Raw genomic sequence first — 19,466 nt, forward strand, 5'->3', positions numbered from 1 at the left:
TCATGACGACGCAGCGTGAAGGGTTCTTGGGCGACATCGTCGACAAGGTCAAGGACTTGCTCGACGGTTCGGACGAGCACAAGAACCCCACGAAGGTGGAAGACCCGCCGATGGTGCCGCAGTGCTGCGGCCCGCCGCCTCCGGGATGGCCCGTCATGGGTGGCCACAAGCTGGTGACCGAGGGCCCGGTGGAGCACGAGGCGAACTGCCCGAACCACCCGGACAACGCTCCGAAGGAAGAAGTGGCGAGCTAGTCACGCTCCGCGCTGTCCTTCAACCGGGCTCTGCGCCTGGTTGGAGGACAGCGCCATTCGGGCGAATGTGGTGTGATGATCACATGCCCGCTCGTGCCTTGGACACAGCGCGCGAGTTGTACATGCGGGGATGGGCGGAGCAGGCGAAGTTCCGGTTCCTGCCCGCCAGCCGACACCTCAAGCGTGCACTCGCGCACGCCGATCGCGCCCAGGACAGTCCGGAGCGGACGGACCTGCGCGCCCGCATCCTCTACAACCTCGGCCGGTGCCTCGGCGAGACGAGCGGCCTCGACACCGCCGTCGAGCTGTTCGACCAGGCCCGCCGCGAGATCGAACTGGTGGCCGACCCGTGGCTGCGCACCCTCCTCAAGGGGAACGCGGACTACAACCAGGGCATCCTGATCATGCGCCTGGGACAGCCGGAGCAGGCGGTCCAGTGGTACGAGCCGTTCATCGGCTTCGCCGAGAACGCCCTGCGGACCTCACCCGAGCGGATGACCGCGGAGTGGATGCACTGGCTCGCGACCAGTCTGACCAGCCGGGCGCTGGCGAACGCCGCCATCCGCCGGCGCGAGCTCGCCGTCGCCGACCTCGAACGGGTCGCCGTCCTCAGCCGTGAGCACAACCTGGACACGATCTACCCCTACACGGTGGTGGCACTGGCCAACACCTACAAGCAGAGCGGCGACCTGATCGAGGCGCTGCGGCGCTACGAGGAAGCCGAACGGATCTTCCGCGCGGCCGAACAGCCCTCGGTGCTCGCCGCTGTCCAGCTCCTGCACGCGGAAGCGATGCTGATGGTCGGGATGTCCGACGACGTCGGCCGGATGCTCGACGAGGCGTTGCCGGTGCTGCGCCAGGGAAAGGTCAGCCAGGACATCGCCGAGGTCGAGATGTACCGGGCGTCGGCGGCGTTGCTGGACGACCAGTTCGACCTCGCCCGCCGGATGGCCAAGGCGTCCATGCGCAAGCTGGAGAAGCGCGGCAGCACCTGGTCGATGATGGCCGCGCTGATCGAGCTGTGGGCGCACGCCATGCAGGTCAAGCGCGTGACGAACGCGTTGGTGCAGAAGGCGTTGTCGCTGTCGTCGCAGCTGGAGGCCAACCACCTGCTCGACGAGGCGTGGCTCGCGAAGGTGCTCGCCGTGCGGCTGGAGGTCCGCAGGGGCAGGCTCGCCGAGGGCGAGGAGCTGCTGCGGCAGCTGCCCCGGCCGAGGGCCGTCACACCGATCGACCACCGGATGCAGCGCCGGCTCGTGCTCGCCGAACTGGCGCTGGCCAAGGGCGACCGCCGGACCGCGTTGCTGCACGCGCGCAAGGGGCTCGACGAGCTCGGCCTGGTGCGTGACCAGCTGGGCGGGCTGGAGCTGGTGTCCGCCACCGCGGTCCACGGCCGTGAGCTGCGGGAGCTGGCGATCCGGCTCGCCCTGGAGAGCAACAACGCGCGCCAGGTGTTCCTGTGGATCGAACGCACCCGTGCGCAGACCTACCGCTACGAACCGCTGGAGCTCGTCGAGAACCCCGAGCTGGCCGACCGCATCGCCGAGGTGCGGGGGCTGGGCCGGGAGCTGATGCGCGCCGGTCTCGACGGGCGGCCGACCACCAGGCTGCGGGCGGAGATCGCGAAGGCGCAGCGGGAGGCGAACCGGCTCGGGTGGCACGCGCAGCGCTGGGGGCGCACGCGTCCGATGGCGACGGTCGGCGAGGTGTTCGCCGAGCTGGGCGAGCGGGCGATGGTCAGCTTCGTGGTGTCCAACGGTGAGATGGTCGCCGTTGTGCTCGTGGGCGGCCGGGTGCGGATGGTGCGCCTGGGGGTCGCCGAACCCGCCCTGGAAGGGGCGCAGAAGCTGCACTTCGACCTCAACGCGCTGGCGCCTGACCACCTGCCGCCATCGTTGGTGCAGGTCATCGGGGCGTCGGCGCGCAAGCAGGCGGATGCGCTGGACACGTTGCTGATCAAGCCGCTGGCCCACCTCATCGGTGAGCGCGAGCTGGTCATGGTGCCGACCGGGTCGCTCTACGCGGTGCCGTGGGGTGTGCTGCCGAGCCTGCACGGCAGACCGGTCACCACGGCACCGTCGGCCACGGCCTGGCTCGCCGCCACGCAGGCCGTCGAGCCGAGGTCCGACCGGGTGCTGCTGGTGCGGGGTCCGGGGTTGCAGTTCGCGGACGGCGAGCTGGATCGGCTGGGGGCGCAGCACGAGAAGGCGACCGTGCTCGCGGGGGACCGGGCGACCGCGGGGGAGGTGCTCGCGCACCTCGACGGCGCGGACCTGGTGCACGTCGCGGCGCACGGGGAGCACGAGAACGAGAACGCGTTGTTCTCCCGGCTGGAGCTGTTCGACGGGCCGTTGTTCGCGCACGAGCTGGGGCGGCTGCGCAGGCCGCCGGCGCAGGTGGTGCTGTCGGCGTGTTCGCTCGCGTTGAACCGGATCAGGCCCGGTGACGAGGCACTCGGGTTCGCCGGGGCGATGCTCGCGGGCGGCACCCGGACCGTGGTCGCGGCGGCCAGCAAGGTCGGGGACGAGGCGAGCGCGGCGGCGATGGCGGACTACCACCGGGCGCTGCTCGCCGGGGCGGCACCGGCCGTGGCGCTGGCGGAGGCGATGGCGAAGGATCCGTTCCGCCGGCCGTTCCTCTGCCTGGGGTCCGGCTAGGCCGATCGGGTGGTTGTCCCGGTCACGTGCTGTCGAACGCGCTGGTCAGCTGTGACTTGTACCCGGTTGGCGGCTGTGGTTGGTGAACTTTTCTCGCAGCTCCGGCGGGTTCTGTGCCACCCTTACCCCCTCGACCGAGGGGAACGGACCCGGTCGTCGCAGCCCCCCAGGGGGTGAGGCTGGGAGCCGGGGTCCGTGCCAACGGCCCGCCTGTCGGCTCTCGCCGATGCGCGGGCCGTTGTGTCACAAGGGCCACATGCGCCGGGACGCGGGAGAACAGCTTCCACCTCAACCGCGTGACCTGAGGAACAGGGGCGGCGCTCAGTCCTTCGTGCCGCCGGGCGGGCCCTGGCGCGTGATCAACGCGACCCGGTCGTCGGACGACACCGGCTGGCCACCGGCCTTGTTCACCGTGCCGACCAGTGCCGCGGAGTCGTTCAGCAGCTCCATCGGGCCGAGCAGGCCGTAGCCGTTCTCCTGCATGGCCGGCTCCGGCTTCCCGGTGATGGCTCCGGCGGCGTTCATCGGCAGGTTCTGGAAGCCCGCCACCTTCGACGTCGACACCCACAGCACGTCCGACAGCGACGCGCAGCCCAGGACGCCGGGCCGGTCGGTCCACCGCCACGCCGGGTCGCCCAGCGGCTTGCCCGCCGTGACGCGGTAGACCACGTCGCCGGTCGCGGCCCAGTCGGTCACCCAGATCTTCGATGTGTCGCCGGAGACGCACAGGCCGCCGGGCAGCCGCAGACCGGACGCGATCACCGCGGAGCCCGCCGCCGGGTTGCCCTGGGCGGCCTTGCCGGAACCGTCGATGCGCAGGACCTTGCCGGCCAGCGAGTTCGGGTCGGCGGCCAGTGCCGGGTTGCCCGCGTCGCCGGTCGCGACCAGCAGCGAGCCGGTGCGGTCGCTCGCGATGGCACCGCGGTTGCCGGTCGGGCCCTTCGGGATGCCGGTCAGGATCGGTTTGGGCGCGTCGCCCGGTGCGATCCGCAGCACCCGGTTGTCCGTGGCGGTCGTCACGTACACGTAGGCGAGCTGGTCCTCGGCGAACGTCGCCGAGATCGCGAGCCCGGACAGGCCGCCGTCGGAGGAGGCGTCCACGTCGACCTGTGCGACGAGGACGGGGTCGGCGTCCTTCGTGACCTTCAGCAGCCGGCCGCCGCGTTCGGTCGCGTAGGCCGCCACGCCACCGTTGGAGTCGCCGCCGATCGGCGCCACGCCGGTGACCGTGTTCAGGCAGGTGGCGATCACGCCGGGGTTGAAGTCCTTGCAGCCCTGCGGCGGCGGCACGCTCTGCGGCGTCGGGTTCTGGCCGTTCTGACCGGGTGCGGGCCGGAACTCGCCCGGCAGCTCCGGTCGCGGGCCCGCCTGCGGCGTCAGCTGCGGTTGCGCGCTCCAGCTCGTGGGCGGCGGCTCGTCGGGAAAGCTCGCACAGCCCCCTGCCAGCAGGCAGGCGGCGGCCAACAACGCAACGGAACGAACCACGGGACCAGGCTAGGTGCGCGACCGTGAGCCTGGGGTGAACACCTCGGAAGTGGCGAAGTCGACCGCCTCGACCCGTTCCAGCAGCAGGTCCAGCTCCTCGCTCACCACCTCGGGCGCCTCCAGCGGCAGGTAGTGGCTGCACGGCAGCACCCTCAGCCGCGCCTGCGGCAGCGCACCGGCCGGTGCCGCCATGCTCTCCGTGGTCGCCAGCACGTCGTCCCTGCCCGCCAGCAGTGTGACCGGGCACACGATCGAGCCGAGGTCCTGCCGCGGTGCCGCGCCCAGCGCGAGCGCCAGCGTGAAGTACCAGCGCCAGTCGTGCTGCAGGAACCGGCCGACGGCGTGCGTCACGGCCTTCGGGTCGCTGCTCGGCTTGACCACGCCGGTGTACCGCAGCAGGGACGTCGTCAGGTCCGTCACCGGCACCCGGTGCAGCACCTCGTCCAGCACCGGCCCCGCCTGCCGCAGCAGCCGCGTGCCGGTGAGACCGACCAGCCTGCGCACGGACTTCGGCACCATCGGCAGCATCGCGTCGAACGAGTCACCCGGCGCACCCGCCACGAGCAGCAGCCCCGCGACCCGCTCGGGGTGGCGCAGCGCGAGCTCGGCGGCGATCGTCACGCCCATCGACCAGCCCATGACCACGCACCGCTCGACACCCGCGTCGTCCAGCACCGCGAGCGCGTCCGACACGTGGTCGTCCAGCCCGATGTTGCGCTCGTCGACCGGGCGGTCAGAGCCCATCGTGCCGCGCATGTACCAGCTGGTGAGACCACCGCGACCGGCCAGCGACGGCCACGACTCCGGCCCCGAGCCGACGCCGGGGCACAGCAGCACCGGCGGTCCGTCGCCGCCCGGTCGCCAGGCCCGGATCTTCGTGCCGTCCCAGGAGAGGACGTCGTGCTCCCGCATGACCGACATTCTGACGTACTTTGCAGGGGTGACGCTCACTGTGCTGGTGCCAGATGACTTCGGAGTCCAGGCGCTGTCCCGGGTGGACGGTGTCCGGCCGGTCCGCTACACGCCGGGCGAGCCGTTGCCCGCCGAGGCCGCGACCGCCAGGGTCCTGGTGCCGAAGTTCCTCGCCGGCACCGACCCGCGCGAGGTGTTCGAGCAGCTGCCGGCCCTGGAGCTGGTGCAGCTGCTGAGCGCGGGAGCGGAGAACTTCGTCGGACGGATTCCGGACGGGGTGCTGCTCTCCACCTGCCGCGGCGCCCACGGCGGCAGCACGGCCGAGTGGGCGATCGGCGCGCTGCTCGCGATCTACCGGGACCTCCTCGTCTTCGACCGGGCCAGGGCCGAGGGCCGCTGGGACTTCCACCCCACGGACACGTTGCAGGACAAGAAGGTCCTGATCGTCGGCGCCGGGGACCTGGGCGAGCAGCTGCGCCGCAGGCTGGAACCGTTCGACGCGACCGCCACGATGGTCGGCCGCACGGCCCGCGAGGGCGTGCACGGCATCGACGAGCTGCCGGAGCTGCTGCCGGGGTTCGACGCCGTCGTGATCTTCACGCCGATGACCGAGGAGACCAGGCACCTGGTCGACGCGAAGTTCCTGGCCGCGATGAAGGACCACGCGATCCTGGTCAACGGCGCCCGCGGCCCGGTCGTGGACACCGGCGCGCTGCTCGCCGAGCTGAGCTCCGGGCGGCTGCGCGCGGCCCTGGACGTGACCGATCCCGAACCGCTGCCCGCCGATCATCCACTGTGGACCGCACCCGGCCTGCTGCTGACCCCGCACGTGGCCGGGAGCTGCACCGGGAGCATGCAGCGCGCCTACGCCGTGGTCGCCGCCGAACTCTCCCGGTTCGCCGCGGGGGAGCAACCGCGCAACCTCGTCCGGGGCAGCTACTAGCCCTTCCGCTACTCCATCGGGGTGAAGTTCGGCTGCCGTTCGGCTCTCGCGCGGGCTTGCCCGGTCTCCTAGCGTGCGGGCGTGGCTACTCACGACAAAGGCTCGGGCAGTCCGAGCGCTTTCTCCGACGACTCGTTCTACTCGGGCAGCGGAGGGGGAGTGCACCACTTCGACGACGGCACCACCGGGGTCGGCGAGGGCACTTCGCCGTACGACTCCACGACGAAGGCGTTCGACACCACGGCCTACACCCCGCTGGAAAGGTCCACTGTGGACAACGGCGGTGCCGGCGACGACCCGTTCGACGACCGGCGCAAGAAGTTCGGCTGGACCGCCGGTCCCGACCTCGGCCTGCTGGGCCTGCGCGCCGTGCTCGGCGGCATCTTCGTGCTGCACGGCCTGCAGAAGGTCTTCGGCCTCTTCGGCGGCCCCGGCATCACCGGCTTCGCGCAGTCGCTGGAGAAGATGGGCTACCGCGAGCCGGTCGTCCTCGCCTGGGTCACCGGCGTCACGGAACTGGCCGGCGGCGGCCTGCTGGTCCTCGGCCTCTTCACCCCGCTCGCGGCGGCGGGCCTGCTCGCGGTGATGGCCAACGTCATCGCGCTGAAGTACAAGGGCGGCTTCTTCGGCCCCAACGGCGTGGAGCTGGAGCTGGCGCTCGCGGGCATGGCGTTCGCGGCCCTGTTCGCCGGCCCCGGCCGGGCCGCGCTGGACTACAACCGCAGCTGGTTCCGCCACCCGCTGGCGGCCGGCTTCATCGCACTCCTGCTCGCGGCGGGCGGTGCGGCGCTGACGTTCTTCGTGTTCCGGTAGAAACGCGGCATGCGGAAGAACCTGACGGGAGCACTGCTCCAACTCGCCCTGCTGGTGGCCGGCATCCCGGTCGTCTACCTGGTGGCGTTCCCGTTCGGGCTCAGCGCGCGTTCCCTGCTGCCACCGCTCGGCCTGCTCGCGGGCCTGGTCGTGGCCGGTCTCATGGTCAAGAAGACGAACCAGCCCGTCAGCGGCCCGCTGACGGGCTGGCTCGTGTTCGGCGTCAGTCTGGCGCTCGCTCTCGCTCTTTAGCGGCTGGGGTCCCGGACGGCGCCCGTGGACGCGTCCGTTGCCATTCGTGCGTACGCGCGCAGCGCAGCGGTCACCGGGCGGATGCGGTCGACCGGCTGCCACGGGCGCTCCGACGCCTCCATCTTCGCGCGGCGCTCGGCCAGCACCTCGTCGTCGACCAGCAGCTCCAGCCGCCGCTCGTGCACGTCGATCAGGATGCGGTCGCCGTTCTCGACCAGGCCGATCGTGCCGCCGCCCGCCGCCTCCGGCGAGATGTGGCCGATCGACAGGCCCGACGAACCACCGGAGAACCGGCCGTCCGTGATCAGCGCGCACTTCTTGCCCAGACCGGAACCCTTGAGGAACGCCGTGGGGTGCAGCATCTCCTGCATACCGGGGCCACCGGAGGGGCCCTCGTAGCGCACGACCAGGACCTCGCCCGCCTGGATCTCCTTGTTCAGGATCGCCGAGACGGCCTGCTCCTGGGACTCGACGACCCGCGCGGGGCCCTCGAAGTGCCACAGCTCCTCGTCGATGCCCGCGGACTTGATGATCGCGCCGCGCTCGGCCAGGTTGCCGCGCAGCACGGCGAGGCCACCGTCCCTGGTGTAGGCGTGCTCGACGTCGCGGATGCAGCCGCCGGTCGCGTCGGTGTCCAGGGAGGACCAGCGGTTCGACGTGGAGAACGCCTGCGTGGTCCGGACACCGCCGGGCGCCGCGTGGAACAGCTCCAACGCTTCCGGTGACGGGTCCGAGGCGCGGATGTCCCACTTGCCGAGCCACTCCGCGAGCGTGGGCGTGTGCACCGACGTGACGTCGTCGTTCAGCAGACCACCGCGGTACAGCTCGCCCAGCAACGCCGGGATGCCACCGGCCCGGTGCACGTCCTCCATGTGGTAGTCGGAGTTCGGCGACACCTTCGACAGACACGGCACGCGGCGGGACAGGTCGTCGATGTCCTGCAGCGTGAAGTCGATCTCGCCCTCCTGCGCGGCGGCGAGGATGTGCAGCACGGTGTTCGTCGAACCGCCCATGGCCATGTCGAGCGCCATCGCGTTCTCGAACGCCTTGCGGTTCGCGATCGACCGCGGCAGCGCCGACTCGTCGTCCTCGCCGTACCAGCGCCTGCACAGCTCCACGACGACCCGGCCGGCCTCGGAGAACAGCTCGCGGCGCGCGGCGTGCGTGGCCAGCGTCGAGCCGTTGCCCGGCAGCGAGAGGCCCAGCGCCTCGGTGAGGCAGTTCATGGAGTTCGCGGTGAACATGCCGGAGCAGGAACCGCACGTCGGGCACGCGGAGCGCTCGACCTCGGAAAGCCCGTCCTCGCTCACCGCGGGGGACGCCGACGCGGAGATCGCGGTGATCAGGTCGGTCGGTGCGACGGCGACGCCCTCGACGACCACGGCCTTGCCGGCCTCCATCGGACCACCGGACACGAACACGACGGGGATGTTGAGCCGCATGGCCGCGTTCAGCATGCCGGGCGTGATCTTGTCGCAGTTCGAGATGCAGACGATCGCGTCGGCCTGGTGCGCGTTGACCATGTACTCGACCGAGTCGGCGATGATCTCGCGGCTGGGCAACGAGTACAGCATTCCGCTGTGGCCCATGGCGATGCCGTCGTCGACCGCGATGGTGTGGAACTCGCGCGGCACGCCACCCGCCTCGCGCACCGCCTCGGCCACGATGTCGCCGAGGTCACGCAGGTGCACGTGGCCCGGCACGAACTGCGTGTAGGAGTTGGCGATCGCGATGATCGGCTTGCCGAAGTCGCTGTCCGTCATGCCGGTCGCGCGCCAGAGGGCACGGGCTCCGGCGGCGTTGCGGCCGTGGGTGGTGGTGCGAGAGCGGAGCTGAGGCACTGCTCCTCCAGATTCAGTTCAAGAAGACATGCGCGCGGGACGGCCGGGTCAGGCGTCACCAGTCTGGGGGCGGTGCCTCAAAGGTTACTCGTGCCCGTGGGCTGCACCGCCACGCAGATCGGCCGCGACCAGCAGGTAGGCCAGCGCCAGCGTGATGACGTGCACAGCCGTGCACCACAGGCAGATCTTGCCGATGATCAGGAACTCGGCCGCCACCAGGTACACCACCATCAGCACACCGACGCCCGCCGCGCCCAGCCGCACCCACCTGAGCGGCTCGACCCGCCACGCGAACGGGAGGCAGATCACGGTGAGGAACGCGAAGAAGGCCAGCCCGAGGATCGCGACGGGGATGCCGAACAGCTCCGACTGGTCGCTGGAGGTCACCGTCTCGCAGTCCACGACCGCGTCGGCCGAGCAGACCAGCGCGTCCCGGTCGAAGTGCGCGTACGTCAGGTAAGCCGAGACCAGCAGACCCGCGACGGACAGCAGCAGGCTCAGCAGCGGAACTCGTTTGATCACTTCTCCGACTGTACGGAGTCCGGCGTTCCGGCCTCGTCAGACGCGACGGCCGGCTCGCCGGGTTCAGCCTTTCCGGCTTCCTCCTCGGCCTCGGCCGCCTGCCGCGCGGCCTTCGCCTCCTCCAGCGAGGCGCTCGGGTCCGGCACCAGGCCACCGCTGATCAACGACAGCGCCGGCAGGTGCACCATCCGCACCGCGGGCAGCGTCACCTCGGTGCCGTCGGCCCGCACCGCCTTCAGCCAGCCCTTGTCGGCGAGCCGGATGGACTTCAGCTCCGACCACTCGACCGTCGTCGAGCCGAACAGGCCGCGGGCGACGAGGCGCTCCTCGGTGGCGGTCGTGCGGTTGCGGAGCACCCAGTAGGCGTACCCGGCGGGGAACAGGTAGAGCGCTTGCAGTCCGGGAACGGTCCACGCGACGGGAGTCACGCAGATCGCGATCAAACACGCCGCGAGCAGCGCCGTTGACTGGATGCGAAAGACGAGCTTCTTCACCCGGAGGATTGTTCCACGTCCACCATCCGGGAAATGCGTCCCGCAGAGTTGACGCACTCTTGCGGGAGGGGATAACGTCCGCTTCATGCAGCGCACGCTCGTTCTCGTACTTCTCAGGCGCGTCGACGCCTGAGCCGAACAGCCTGCGTCGACGCGCGACCCTCGCACGACCCTTCTCCGGGTTGTCGAGGGTTTTTTCGTGTCCGGACCCCGATACCCACGAGGCAATGAGATGACCAGCGCACCATCGCGACAGGCTTCCGAGCCGACGTCGCCACGTCCAGGTCCGCGGCCCAAACCGGCTCCGCCCACCGGCGCGCCGATCCGGGTAACCGGTGCCCAGTCGCTCGTCCGCTCGCTTGAAGCGGTCGGCTGCGAGGTCGTCTTCGGCATCCCCGGCGGGACGATCCTGCCCGCCTACGACCCGCTGCTCGACTCCACGAAGGTCCGGCACATCCTGGTCCGCCACGAGCAGGGTGCCGGCCACGCCGCCACCGGGTACGCCCAGGCCACCGGCAAGGTCGGCGTCTGCATGGCGACCTCGGGACCGGGTGCCACGAACCTCGTCACGCCGCTCGCCGACGCGAACATGGACTCCGTGCCCGTCGTCGCGATCACCGGCCAGCAGTCGCGGCCGCTGATCGGCACGGACGCCTTCCAGGAGGCGGACATCTGCGGCATCACGATGCCGATCACCAAGCACAACGTCCTCGTGACCGACGCCGCGGAGATCCCGCGGGCGATCGCGGAGGCGTTCCACATCGCGGCGACCGGCCGACCCGGCCCGGTCCTCGTCGACATCCCCAAGGACGTGCTGCAGGAGACCACGAGCTTCTCCTGGCCGCCCGACCTGCGCCTGCCCGGTTACCGGCCGACGACCCGGCCGCACGGCAAGCAGGTGCGCGAAGCCGCCAAGCTGATCGTCAGCGCCCGCAAGCCGGTCCTGTACGTGGGCGGCGGCGTGATCAAGGCGGACGCCCACGCCGAGCTGCTGCGCCTGGCCGAGGACACCGGCATCCCGGTCGTCACGACGCTGATGGCGCGGGGCGCGTTCCCCGACTCGCACCACCAGCACCTGGGCATGCCCGGCATGCACGGCACCGTCGCGGCCGTCGCGGCGATGCAGAAGTCGGACCTGCTGGTCGCGCTGGGCGCCCGGTTCGACGACCGGGTCACCGGCCAGCTGGGCTCGTTCGCGCCGGACGCGCAGGTCGTGCACGCCGACATCGACCCGGCCGAGATCTCCAAGAACCGCCGCGCGGACGTCCCGATCGTGGGCGACTGCAAGGAGATCATCGCCGAGCTGATCGACGCGGTCCGCGCCGAGCGCGAGAACGCCAAGGCCGTCGACCTCACGCCGTGGTGGGACACGCTGAACGCGCTGCGCGAGACGTTCCCGCTCGGCTACGACTGGCCCGACGACGGCACGCTGTCGCCGCAGTACGTCATCGAGCGCATCGGCCAGCTGTCCCCGGCGGACACGATCTACACCGCGGGCGTCGGCCAGCACCAGATGTGGGCCGCGCAGTTCGTGAAGTACGAGCACCCGCGCACGTGGATCAACTCCGGCGGCCTGGGCACGATGGGCTTCGCCGTTCCCGCGGCCATGGGCATCAAGGCCGGTGAGCCGGGCCGCACGGTGTGGGCCATCGACGGCGACGGCTGCTTCCAGATGACCAACCAGGAGCTCGCCACCTGCGCCATCGAGGGCCTGCCCGTCAAGATCGCCGTCATCAACAACGGCAACCTGGGCATGGTCCGCCAGTGGCAGACGCTGTTCTACGGCGAGCGGTACTCCAACACGGATCTGGGCACGCACAAGCACCGCATCCCAGACTTCAAGCTCCTGGCGGAGGCCCTCGGGTGCGCGGGCCTGCGGGCCGAGTCGCGCGAGGAGGTGGACGACGTGATCGCGAAGGCGCTGGAGATCAACGACCGCCCGGTCGTCATCGACTTCGTCGTCGGCAAGGACGCGCAGGTGTGGCCGATGGTCGCGGCCGGCACCGGCAACTCCGAGATCATGGCCGCCCGCGGCATCCGCCCCCTGTTCGACGAGGATCTGTGATGACCAGGCACACGCTGAGCGTTTTGGTCGAGGACAAGCCCGGTGTGCTCGCGCGCGTCGCCGGCCTGTTCTCCCGCCGCGGCTTCAACATCGAGTCGCTCGCGGTCGGCCGCACCGAGTACCCCGAGATCTCCCGCATGACCATCGTCGTGTCGGTCGACGAGCTGCCGCTGGAGCAGGTCACCAAGCAGCTCAACAAGCTCATCAACGTCATCAAGATCGTGGAGCTGGAGCCGACCGCTTCCGTCCAGCGGCAGCTGGTGCTCATCAAGGTCCGCGCGGACGCGACGGTGCGGTCGCAGGTCCTCGAGACCGTGCAGCTCTTCCGCGCGAAGGTCGTCGACGTGTCGCCGGAGGCGGTCACGATCGAGGCCACCGGCACGTCTGAGAAGCTCGACGCGTTGTTGCGCATGCTGGAGCCCTACGGGCTTCGCGAGATCGTCCAGTCCGGCATGGTCGCCATCGGCCGTGGCGCTCGTTCCATCACCGCCACCGCGGTTCGTTAAATCCAGAAGGTAGGAAAATACTGTGAGCGTCGAGATCTTCTACGACGACGATGCCGACCTGAGCATCATCCAGGGCCGCAAGGTGGCCGTGATCGGCTACGGCAGCCAGGGCCACGCCCACGCGCTGTCCCTGCGCGACTCGGGCGTCGAGGTCCGCATCGGCCTGCAGGAGGGCTCCAAGTCCCGCGCCAAGGCCGAGGAGGAGGGCCTGGAGGTCGGTACCCCGGCCGAGGTCTCCGCGTGGGCCGACGTGATCATGATCCTGGCGCCGGACACCGCGCAGCGCCACATCTACGCCAACGAGATCGCCGCGAACCTCAACGAGGGTGACGCGATCTTCTTCGGCCACGGCTTCAACATCCGCTACGGCCTCATCACGGCACCGTCCGGTGTGGACGTCGCCATGGTCGCCCCCAAGGGCCCCGGCCACCTCGTGCGCCGCCAGTTCGTCGACGGCAAGGGCGTCCCGGCGCTCATCGCGGTCGAGCAGGACGCGTCGGGCACCGCGCAGGCGCTCGCCCTGTCCTACGCCAAGGGCATCGGCGGCACCCGTGCCGGCGTCATCAAGACGACGTTCAAGGAAGAGACCGAGACGGACCTCTTCGGCGAGCAGGCCGTCCTCTGCGGTGGCGCGTCCGCGCTGGTCCAGGCGGGCTTCGAGGTGCTGACCGAGGCGGGCTACGCCCCCGAGGTCGCCTACTTCGAGTGCCTGCACGAGCTGAAGCTGATCGTCGACCTCATGTACGAGGGCGGCATCGCCCGCATGCGCTACTCGATCTCCGACACCGCCGAGTTCGGTGACCTGACCCGCGGCCCGCGCGTCATCACCCCCGCGGTGAAGGAGGAGATGAAGAAGATCCTGGGCGAGATCCAGGACGGCACCTTCGCGAACGAGTGGGTGGCCGAGGACGACAACGGCCGCGCCAACTACAAGAAGCTGCAGCAGGAGGGTGAGAACCACCCGATCGAGGCGACCGGCAAGAAGCTGCGCGACATGATGTCGTGGGTCGACCGCCCGATCACCGAGACCGCCTGATTGGTCTGTTGGACTGATTTTCCGAACGGCCCGCGGCCCAGAGCCGCGGGCCGTTCGTCCGCATCCGCTAGCTTCTGGGCCATGACCGACAGCGCGCCGATCTACGACAACAAAGCCCACGTGCGCGGCAAACTGGACCTGCGCAACGCCGTCTGGCAGCGCCCGCCCGGCCCGCCGTCCGAGGGCGGTGACGCCGAGATCGCCCAGGTGGAGCACACCGACGGCGCCACGTACGTGGCCATGCGCAACTCGCTGCACCCCGAGTCGGTCCTGGTGTTCACCATGTCCGAGTGGGACGCGTTCGTGGCCGGCGCGCGCGACGGGGAGTTCGACGAGCCCTGGTGACCCGTGCGGTAACCAGCGCAAACCCCGTCCCATCCCACAGGACGCCCGCAGTGACCTGAGCCACCCGCCAGAAGCCCGCGGCAGGCCCGGTGTCTATGCTCGTTAACAGTCCGGACACATTGCGGTGCCCGGTCGGCGCGGGCCTGCCGCCCCCGACCACGCCCGCGCCCCACGATCCGACCCTTCCTGGGAGCGATGTCCGTGACCAACACCAGCCGACCTGTTGTCCTCATCGCCGAGAAGCTCGCACCGTCCGTTCTGGACGCGCTCGGTGACGGCGTGGAAGTGCGCCACGTCGACGGCACCGACCGCGCGGCCCTCCTCGAGGCCGTCCAGGACGCGGACGCCCTCCTCGTCAGGTCCGCCACCCAGGTCAACGCCGAGGTGTTCGCCGCTACCCGCAAGCTGAAGGTCGTGGCCCGCGCGGGCGTCGGCCTGGACAACGTCGAGGTGCCCGCCGCCACGCAGAACGGCGTGATGGTGGTCAACGCGCCGACGTCCAACATCGTGTCGGCGGCCGAGCACGCCGTCGCGCTGCTGCTGTCGGTCGCGCGCCAGATCCCGGCCGCGCACGAGACGCTGCAGAACCACGAGTGGAAGCGCTCCAAGTTCAACGGCGTCGAGATCAACGGCAAGACCGTCGGCGTGGTGGGCCTGGGCAAGATCGGCCAGCTGTTCGCGCAGCGCATCGCCGCGTTCGGCGTCGAGCTGATCGCCTACGACCCGTACGTCTCGGCCGCGCGGGCCGCGCAGCTCGGCATCGAGCTGGTGAGCCTCGAAGAGCTGCTGGAGCGCGCCGACGCGATCTCCATCCACCTGCCGAAGACGCCGGAGACCAAGGGCCTCATCGGCGCCGAGCAGCTGGCGAAGGCCAAGCGCGGCGTCATCATCGTCAACGCCGCCCGCGGTGGCCTCGTCGACGAGGAAGCCCTCGCGGAGGCCGTGAAGGAGGGCCAGGTCGGCGGCGCCGGCATCGACGTGTTCTCCACCGAGCCCACGACCGAGAGCCCGCTGTTCAACGTGCCGGGCATCGTCGTCACCCCGCACCTCGGCGCGTCCACGGCCGAGGCGCAGGACCGCGCGGGCACCGACGTCGCGAAGAGCGTGATCCTCGCGCTCGCCGGCGAGTTCGTGCCGGACGCCGTCAACGTCCAGGGCGGCGCGGTCGGCGAGGAGGTCCGCCCGTACCTGCCGCTGGTGCAGAAGCTCGGCACCGTCCTCAGCGCGCTCTCGCCCAAGGCGCCGACCAGCGTCACCGTCGAGGTGCGCGGCGAACTGTCCAATGAGGACGTCGAGATCCTGCCGCTGGCCGCGCTGCGCGGTGTCTTCTCGAAGGTCGTCGAGTCGCAGGTGACGTTCGTGAACGCGCCGAGCCTCGCCGCGGACCTGGGTGTGAGCGTCGAGCTCACCAAGGAGACGGAGAGCCCGAACCACCGCAGCCTCGTCACGGTCAGGGCCGTGCAGGCCGACGGCACGACGAACAGCGTCTCCGGCACCGTCAGCGGCATCGCCCAGGTCGAGAAGCTGGTCAACATCAACGGCCGCAACTTCGACCTGCGCGCCGAGGGCACCGTGCTCCTGCTGGAGTACCCGGACCGCCCCGGTGTCATGGGCACGGTCGGCACGCTGCTCGGCGAGGCCGGCGTGAACATCGAGGCCGCGCAGATCAGCCAGACCGGCAGCGACGCGGTGATGGTGCTGCGGGTGGACCGCCCGGTCGACACCGCCGTGCTCGACCCGATCGGTGCCGCCGTGGGTGCGCGCACGGTCCGCTCGGTCGACTTCGGATAGTCACGACAAACCGGGAGGGGGACCGCAAAGTCCCCTTCCCGGTTCTGTCGTCCTTCACAACGAAGTCGTAACAGGCAACTACCCGTAGACAACATTCATACTTTCGGGGCAATCGCAGACACACGATCAGCGATTAGCGTCCCAGCGAGGTTGACCCGGTGCCGTCGAGGGCGCGGCACTGCGTGTTCGGGTCGAAGGCACACACCTCGGTTGGGGCAACGTTGTGAAAAGACGATCAAGCCTGGTGGTGTTCTCCGCCATCACCACACTGCTGATCGCACCCGCCACCGCACCGGCGCAGGCGCAGGGCGAACCGCTCGCGCAGCCGGTCAAGGGTGCTCAGGGGCTCGACGCGAAGGCGTTGCAGCTCAAGGTTTCTCCCAGGCTGAACCAGGCCGGCCAGGTCACCGCGTTCGTCGCGCTGGACCGCAAGCCCGCCGTCGACGCGTTCGCGGAGAAGCAGGGCCAGGGCAAAGAGGCGCAGAAGCAGGCCGCCAAGCAGGCGAAGAACGACACGTCGGCCGCTGTCGACGGGGTCGTCCGCGAGCTCACGGCCAAGGACGGCGCCACCAGGGAGGTGTTCCGCACCTCCAACGGCGTTCCCGGTGTCGTCGTGACGGCGGACGCGGCGAAGGTGCGCGAGCTGGCCCAGCGCTCCGACGTCGTCGCGGTCTACCCGGTCGTGCCGAAGAAGCGCGACAACTCGAACGCGGTGCAGCTCACCAGGGTCGTCAACACCTGGCAGCAGTACGGCAAGCTCGGCGACGACGTCCGGGTCGGCATCATCGACACCGGCGTCGACTACACGCACGCCAACTTCGGCGGCCCCGGCACGGTCGAGGCGTTCAAGGCCGTCGACCCGCGCAAGGCCGACCCGAACTTCCCGACCGCGAAGGTCGTCGGCGGCTACGACTTCGTCGGCGAGGACTACGACGGGGAGAGCAAGGACCCGGCGATCAACACGCCGAAGCCCGACCCCAACCCGATCGACTGCAACGGCCACGGCTCGCACGTCGCGGGCACCACGGCCGGCTTCGGTGAGAACGCCGACGGCAGCACGTTCAAGGGCGACTACACCAAGCTGACCGCCGACAGCCTGAACGCGATGAGGATCGGCCCCGGCACCGCGCCGAAGGCCCTGGTCTACGCGCTCAAGGTCTTCGGCTGCGACGGCTCGACCAACGTCACCTCGCAGGCGCTCGACTGGTCGCTCGACCCCGACGGCGACGGCGACTTCTCCGACCACCTCGACGTGGTCAACCTGTCGCTCGGCTCCGACTACGGCGCCCCGGACGACCCCGACAGCCTCTTCGTGAAGAAGCTGTTCAAGGTCGGCGTCATGCCGGTCTTCTCCGCGGGCAACGGCGGCGACCTCTACGACATCGGCGGCTCGCCGGGCAACACGCCCGAGGCGCTGACGGTGGCGTCGGTGCGCGACTCCTACGTGCTGCGCGACGGCGCCGAGGTGCCCGGTCAGGGCCTCAAGGCCGGTCAGTACAGCCAGAACTTCACCGGCTACCCCGGCTACGACAAGACGCTGCCCGCGGTGAAGCTCACGCAGGCGGGCAACCTCGACGGCTGCCAGCCGATCACCGACGCGGTCGCAGGCAAGTTCGTGTGGCTGGAGTGGGACGACAACGACGCGACGCGCCGCTGCGGTTCCGCCGCCCGCGCGAACAACGTGCAGGCCGCCGGTGGTGCCGGTGTGCTGCTGTCGTCCACGCTCAACAACTTCGCGGCCGGCATCGCGGGCAACACCGCCATCCCGATGTTCCAGTTCACCGGTGACGCCACCGCCCAGGTGCGCCCGGCGCTGAACGCGGGCACGCTGACCGTCCGCCTCGCGGGCGAGCTGCGCACCTCGACGCCGACCTACGACCAGTCCATCTCGGACACCCCGAGCTCGTTCACCAGCCGCGGCACCCGCGGTCAGTCGATCAAGCCGGACGTCGCGGCGCCCGGTGACACGATCTCCTCGACCGCCGTGGGCTCCGGCAACGACCGCTCGGTCATCTCCGGCACCTCGATGGCGTCCCCGCACGTCGCGGGCATCGCGGCCCTGGTGCGTCAGACGCACCCGGACTGGACGCTGGAGGAGGTCAAGGCCTCGATCATGAACACCGCCGGTGCGGACGTGAAGGAGAACGGCAAGACCTTCGCGCCCAACCGGGTCGGCACCGGCCGCGTGGACGCCAAGTCCGCGCTGGACAACCAGGTGCTGGCGTTCGTCGAGGACGACCACGGCTACGTGAGCGCCAACTTCGGCACCGTCGAGGTCTCGAAGCCGGTCTCCAGGAGCAAGACCATCAAGATCGTCAACAAGTCCACGAAGCCGGTGGAGTACAAGGTCGGCTACACCGCGGCCACGACGATCCCCGGCGTGAGCTACGTGCTCTCGCAGGACAAGGTCAAGCTGAGCCCGCGCGGCGTCGCCCGCGTCAAGGTGACGCTGAAGATCGACGACCCGAAGGCGCTGCGCAAGACGATCGACCCGACCGTCGCGACGACGCAGCTCGACACGCCGCGCCAGTTCCTCGCGGACGCCTCCGGTCGCGTGACCCTCACGCCGACCGCCGGTGCCGTGGTGCCGCTGCGCGTGTCCGTCTACGCCGCGCCCAAGCCGGTGGCCGACATCAGCACCTTCCCGTTGCTGCGGTTCCGCGGCGGCGACAAGCAGGCCGTGCTCAACCTGAACGGCCGCGGCGTCGACCAGGGCACCGGCTCGCAGGCGTACCGCTCGCTGGTCAGCGTCCTGGAGCTGCAGGCGTCCTCGCCGAAGCTGCGCGACTGCCGCCGCAACGTCACCGAGAACTGCGCGCTCAACGAGACCGCCAAGGGCGGCGACCTGCGCTACGTCGGCGCGGCCTCCACGGCCCCGCTCGCCAAGGCCCAGGGCAGGCCGGAGGAGGCGCTGCTCGCGTTCGGTGTCGCGACGTGGGGCAACTGGTACAACCTCGGCGTCAACACCGTCCCGTTCATCGACATCGACACCACCGGTGACGGGGTCGCGGACTTCGAGACGTTCGCGACGCGCCTGACCGACACCGACCTGCTGGTCGCGACCACCGTCGACCTCAAGACGGGCCTGGAGGTCGACATCCAGGCGGTCAACAACCAGTGGGGCGACGTCGACACGAACACCGCCGACACCAACGTCGCGGTCCTGCCGGTGCTGCTCACCGCACTCGGCATCGACCCGGCGAAGGACACCTCGCGGATCTCGTACACCGCCGGCACCACGGGCTACTACGTGGCGCCGGGCAACGCGAACGGCCTGATCGACGTCATCGACCGCCCGCTGTCCTTCGACCCGCTCAAGCCGGGTCTGTGGGTGCAGGGCGGCGGTGACGCGGCGCTGTCGTACCTCGCGAAGCCGGGCACCGCGCTCGTGGTGAACCGGGACGCGAAGGCCCTGGAGCTCGACAAGTCCGAGGGCCTGCTGGTGCTCAACCACCACAACGCCACCGGCGACCGCGCCTCTGTCGTCACCGTGCGGGCCAGCGGCCGCTCCTAGCCCCTTCTCCTCCGACGTTTGCTGAAGTCCACGCGG

Annotated in this window: 16 protein-coding genes; 11 read left to right on the forward strand and 5 right to left on the reverse strand. The window is 70.3% G+C overall.

Annotated features, from left to right (window positions below; genetic code table 11):
* Positions 1-2 precede the first annotated feature (2 nt).
* Positions 3-254 carry a hypothetical protein gene (locus ACZ7CD_RS09770; protein WP_360391274.1) on the forward strand — a complete coding sequence of 84 codons (252 nt, stop codon included), beginning with the start codon at positions 3-5 and terminating at the stop codon, positions 252-254.
* 122 nt (positions 255-376) lie between these two features.
* Positions 377-2,911, forward strand: a complete 2,535-nt coding sequence (locus tag ACZ7CD_RS09775; protein ID WP_470378749.1) for a CHAT domain-containing protein — start codon at positions 377-379, stop codon at positions 2,909-2,911.
* Between the two features lie 321 nt (positions 2,912-3,232).
* Here ACZ7CD_RS09775 and ACZ7CD_RS09780 read toward each other — a convergent pair whose 3' ends face one another.
* Both ACZ7CD_RS09780 and ACZ7CD_RS09785 read right to left on the reverse strand, forming a co-directional pair.
* Positions 3,233-4,396: a PQQ-dependent sugar dehydrogenase gene (locus ACZ7CD_RS09780; protein ID WP_360391268.1), complete on the reverse strand. Its 1,164-nt coding sequence runs from the start codon at positions 4,394-4,396 to the stop codon at positions 3,233-3,235.
* 9 nt (positions 4,397-4,405) lie between these two features.
* Positions 4,406-5,308 carry an alpha/beta fold hydrolase gene (locus ACZ7CD_RS09785; protein WP_360391265.1) on the reverse strand — a complete coding sequence of 301 codons (903 nt, stop codon included), beginning with the start codon at positions 5,306-5,308 and terminating at the stop codon, positions 4,406-4,408.
* Here ACZ7CD_RS09785 and ACZ7CD_RS09790 point away from each other — a divergent pair.
* From ACZ7CD_RS09790 to ACZ7CD_RS09800, 3 genes are all read left to right on the forward strand, one after another.
* Positions 5,307-6,251 carry a 2-hydroxyacid dehydrogenase gene (locus tag ACZ7CD_RS09790; protein ID WP_470378750.1) on the forward strand — a complete coding sequence of 315 codons (945 nt, stop codon included), beginning with the start codon at positions 5,307-5,309 and terminating at the stop codon, positions 6,249-6,251. The genes ACZ7CD_RS09785 and ACZ7CD_RS09790 overlap by 2 nt on opposite strands.
* 81 nt (positions 6,252-6,332) lie before the next feature.
* Positions 6,333-7,064 carry a DoxX family protein gene (locus tag ACZ7CD_RS09795; RefSeq protein ID WP_470378751.1) on the forward strand — a complete coding sequence of 244 codons (732 nt, stop codon included), beginning with the start codon at positions 6,333-6,335 and terminating at the stop codon, positions 7,062-7,064.
* A 9-nt stretch (positions 7,065-7,073) separates the two neighbouring features.
* Positions 7,074-7,316, forward strand: coding sequence for a hypothetical protein (locus ACZ7CD_RS09800; RefSeq protein WP_360391256.1), 243 nt, complete (start codon positions 7,074-7,076; stop codon positions 7,314-7,316).
* Here the strand turns inward: ACZ7CD_RS09800 and ilvD are convergent.
* The 3 genes from ilvD to ACZ7CD_RS09815 form a co-directional block, all read right to left on the reverse strand.
* Positions 7,313-9,157: a dihydroxy-acid dehydratase gene (gene ilvD / locus ACZ7CD_RS09805; RefSeq protein WP_360391253.1), complete on the reverse strand. Its 1,845-nt coding sequence runs from the start codon at positions 9,155-9,157 to the stop codon at positions 7,313-7,315. The genes ACZ7CD_RS09800 and ilvD overlap by 4 nt on opposite strands.
* An 84-nt stretch (positions 9,158-9,241) precedes the next feature.
* Positions 9,242-9,679, reverse strand: coding sequence for a vitamin K epoxide reductase family protein (locus ACZ7CD_RS09810; protein ID WP_360391251.1), 438 nt, complete (start codon positions 9,677-9,679; stop codon positions 9,242-9,244).
* On the reverse strand, positions 9,676-10,173 hold the full coding sequence (locus ACZ7CD_RS09815) for a PH domain-containing protein (protein ID WP_360391248.1): 498 nt from the start codon (positions 10,171-10,173) through the stop codon (positions 9,676-9,678). The genes ACZ7CD_RS09810 and ACZ7CD_RS09815 overlap by 4 nt, the downstream gene beginning before the upstream one ends.
* Positions 10,174-10,405: 232 nt before the next feature.
* Here ACZ7CD_RS09815 and ACZ7CD_RS09820 point away from each other — a divergent pair, with 232 nt between their 5' ends.
* The 6 genes from ACZ7CD_RS09820 to ACZ7CD_RS09845 all read left to right on the forward strand — a co-directional run bounded on the left by ACZ7CD_RS09820 (position 10,406) and on the right by ACZ7CD_RS09845 (position 19,430).
* Positions 10,406-12,238, forward strand: a complete 1,833-nt coding sequence (locus ACZ7CD_RS09820; protein ID WP_458430567.1) for an acetolactate synthase large subunit — start codon at positions 10,406-10,408, stop codon at positions 12,236-12,238.
* The gene (ilvN, locus tag ACZ7CD_RS09825; protein WP_360391242.1) at positions 12,238-12,744 is read left to right on the forward strand and encodes an acetolactate synthase small subunit; all 507 of its coding nucleotides are present in this window, start codon (positions 12,238-12,240) and stop codon (positions 12,742-12,744) included. Before ACZ7CD_RS09820 ends, ilvN begins: the two co-directional genes overlap by 1 nt.
* Positions 12,745-12,766: 22 nt before the next feature.
* Positions 12,767-13,780 (forward strand): ketol-acid reductoisomerase, encoded by a 1,014-nt coding sequence (gene ilvC, locus ACZ7CD_RS09830; RefSeq protein WP_360391239.1) that lies wholly within the window; start codon positions 12,767-12,769, stop codon positions 13,778-13,780.
* Positions 13,781-13,861: 81 nt separating this feature from the next.
* Entirely contained in the window at positions 13,862-14,125 is a 264-nt protein-coding gene (locus tag ACZ7CD_RS09835) for a DUF397 domain-containing protein (protein WP_470370812.1), read from the forward strand.
* 195 nt (positions 14,126-14,320) lie between these two features.
* Complete coding sequence (gene serA / locus ACZ7CD_RS09840) at positions 14,321-15,916, forward strand: phosphoglycerate dehydrogenase (protein WP_470375394.1); 1,596 nt, start codon at positions 14,321-14,323, stop codon at positions 15,914-15,916.
* Between the two features lie 244 nt (positions 15,917-16,160).
* Positions 16,161-19,430, forward strand: coding sequence for a S8 family serine peptidase (locus ACZ7CD_RS09845; protein ID WP_470378752.1), 3,270 nt, complete (start codon positions 16,161-16,163; stop codon positions 19,428-19,430).
* The last annotated feature ends 36 nt before the right edge of the window (positions 19,431-19,466 follow it).

This window comes from Lentzea sp. NPDC036949 (assembly GCF_055608075.1).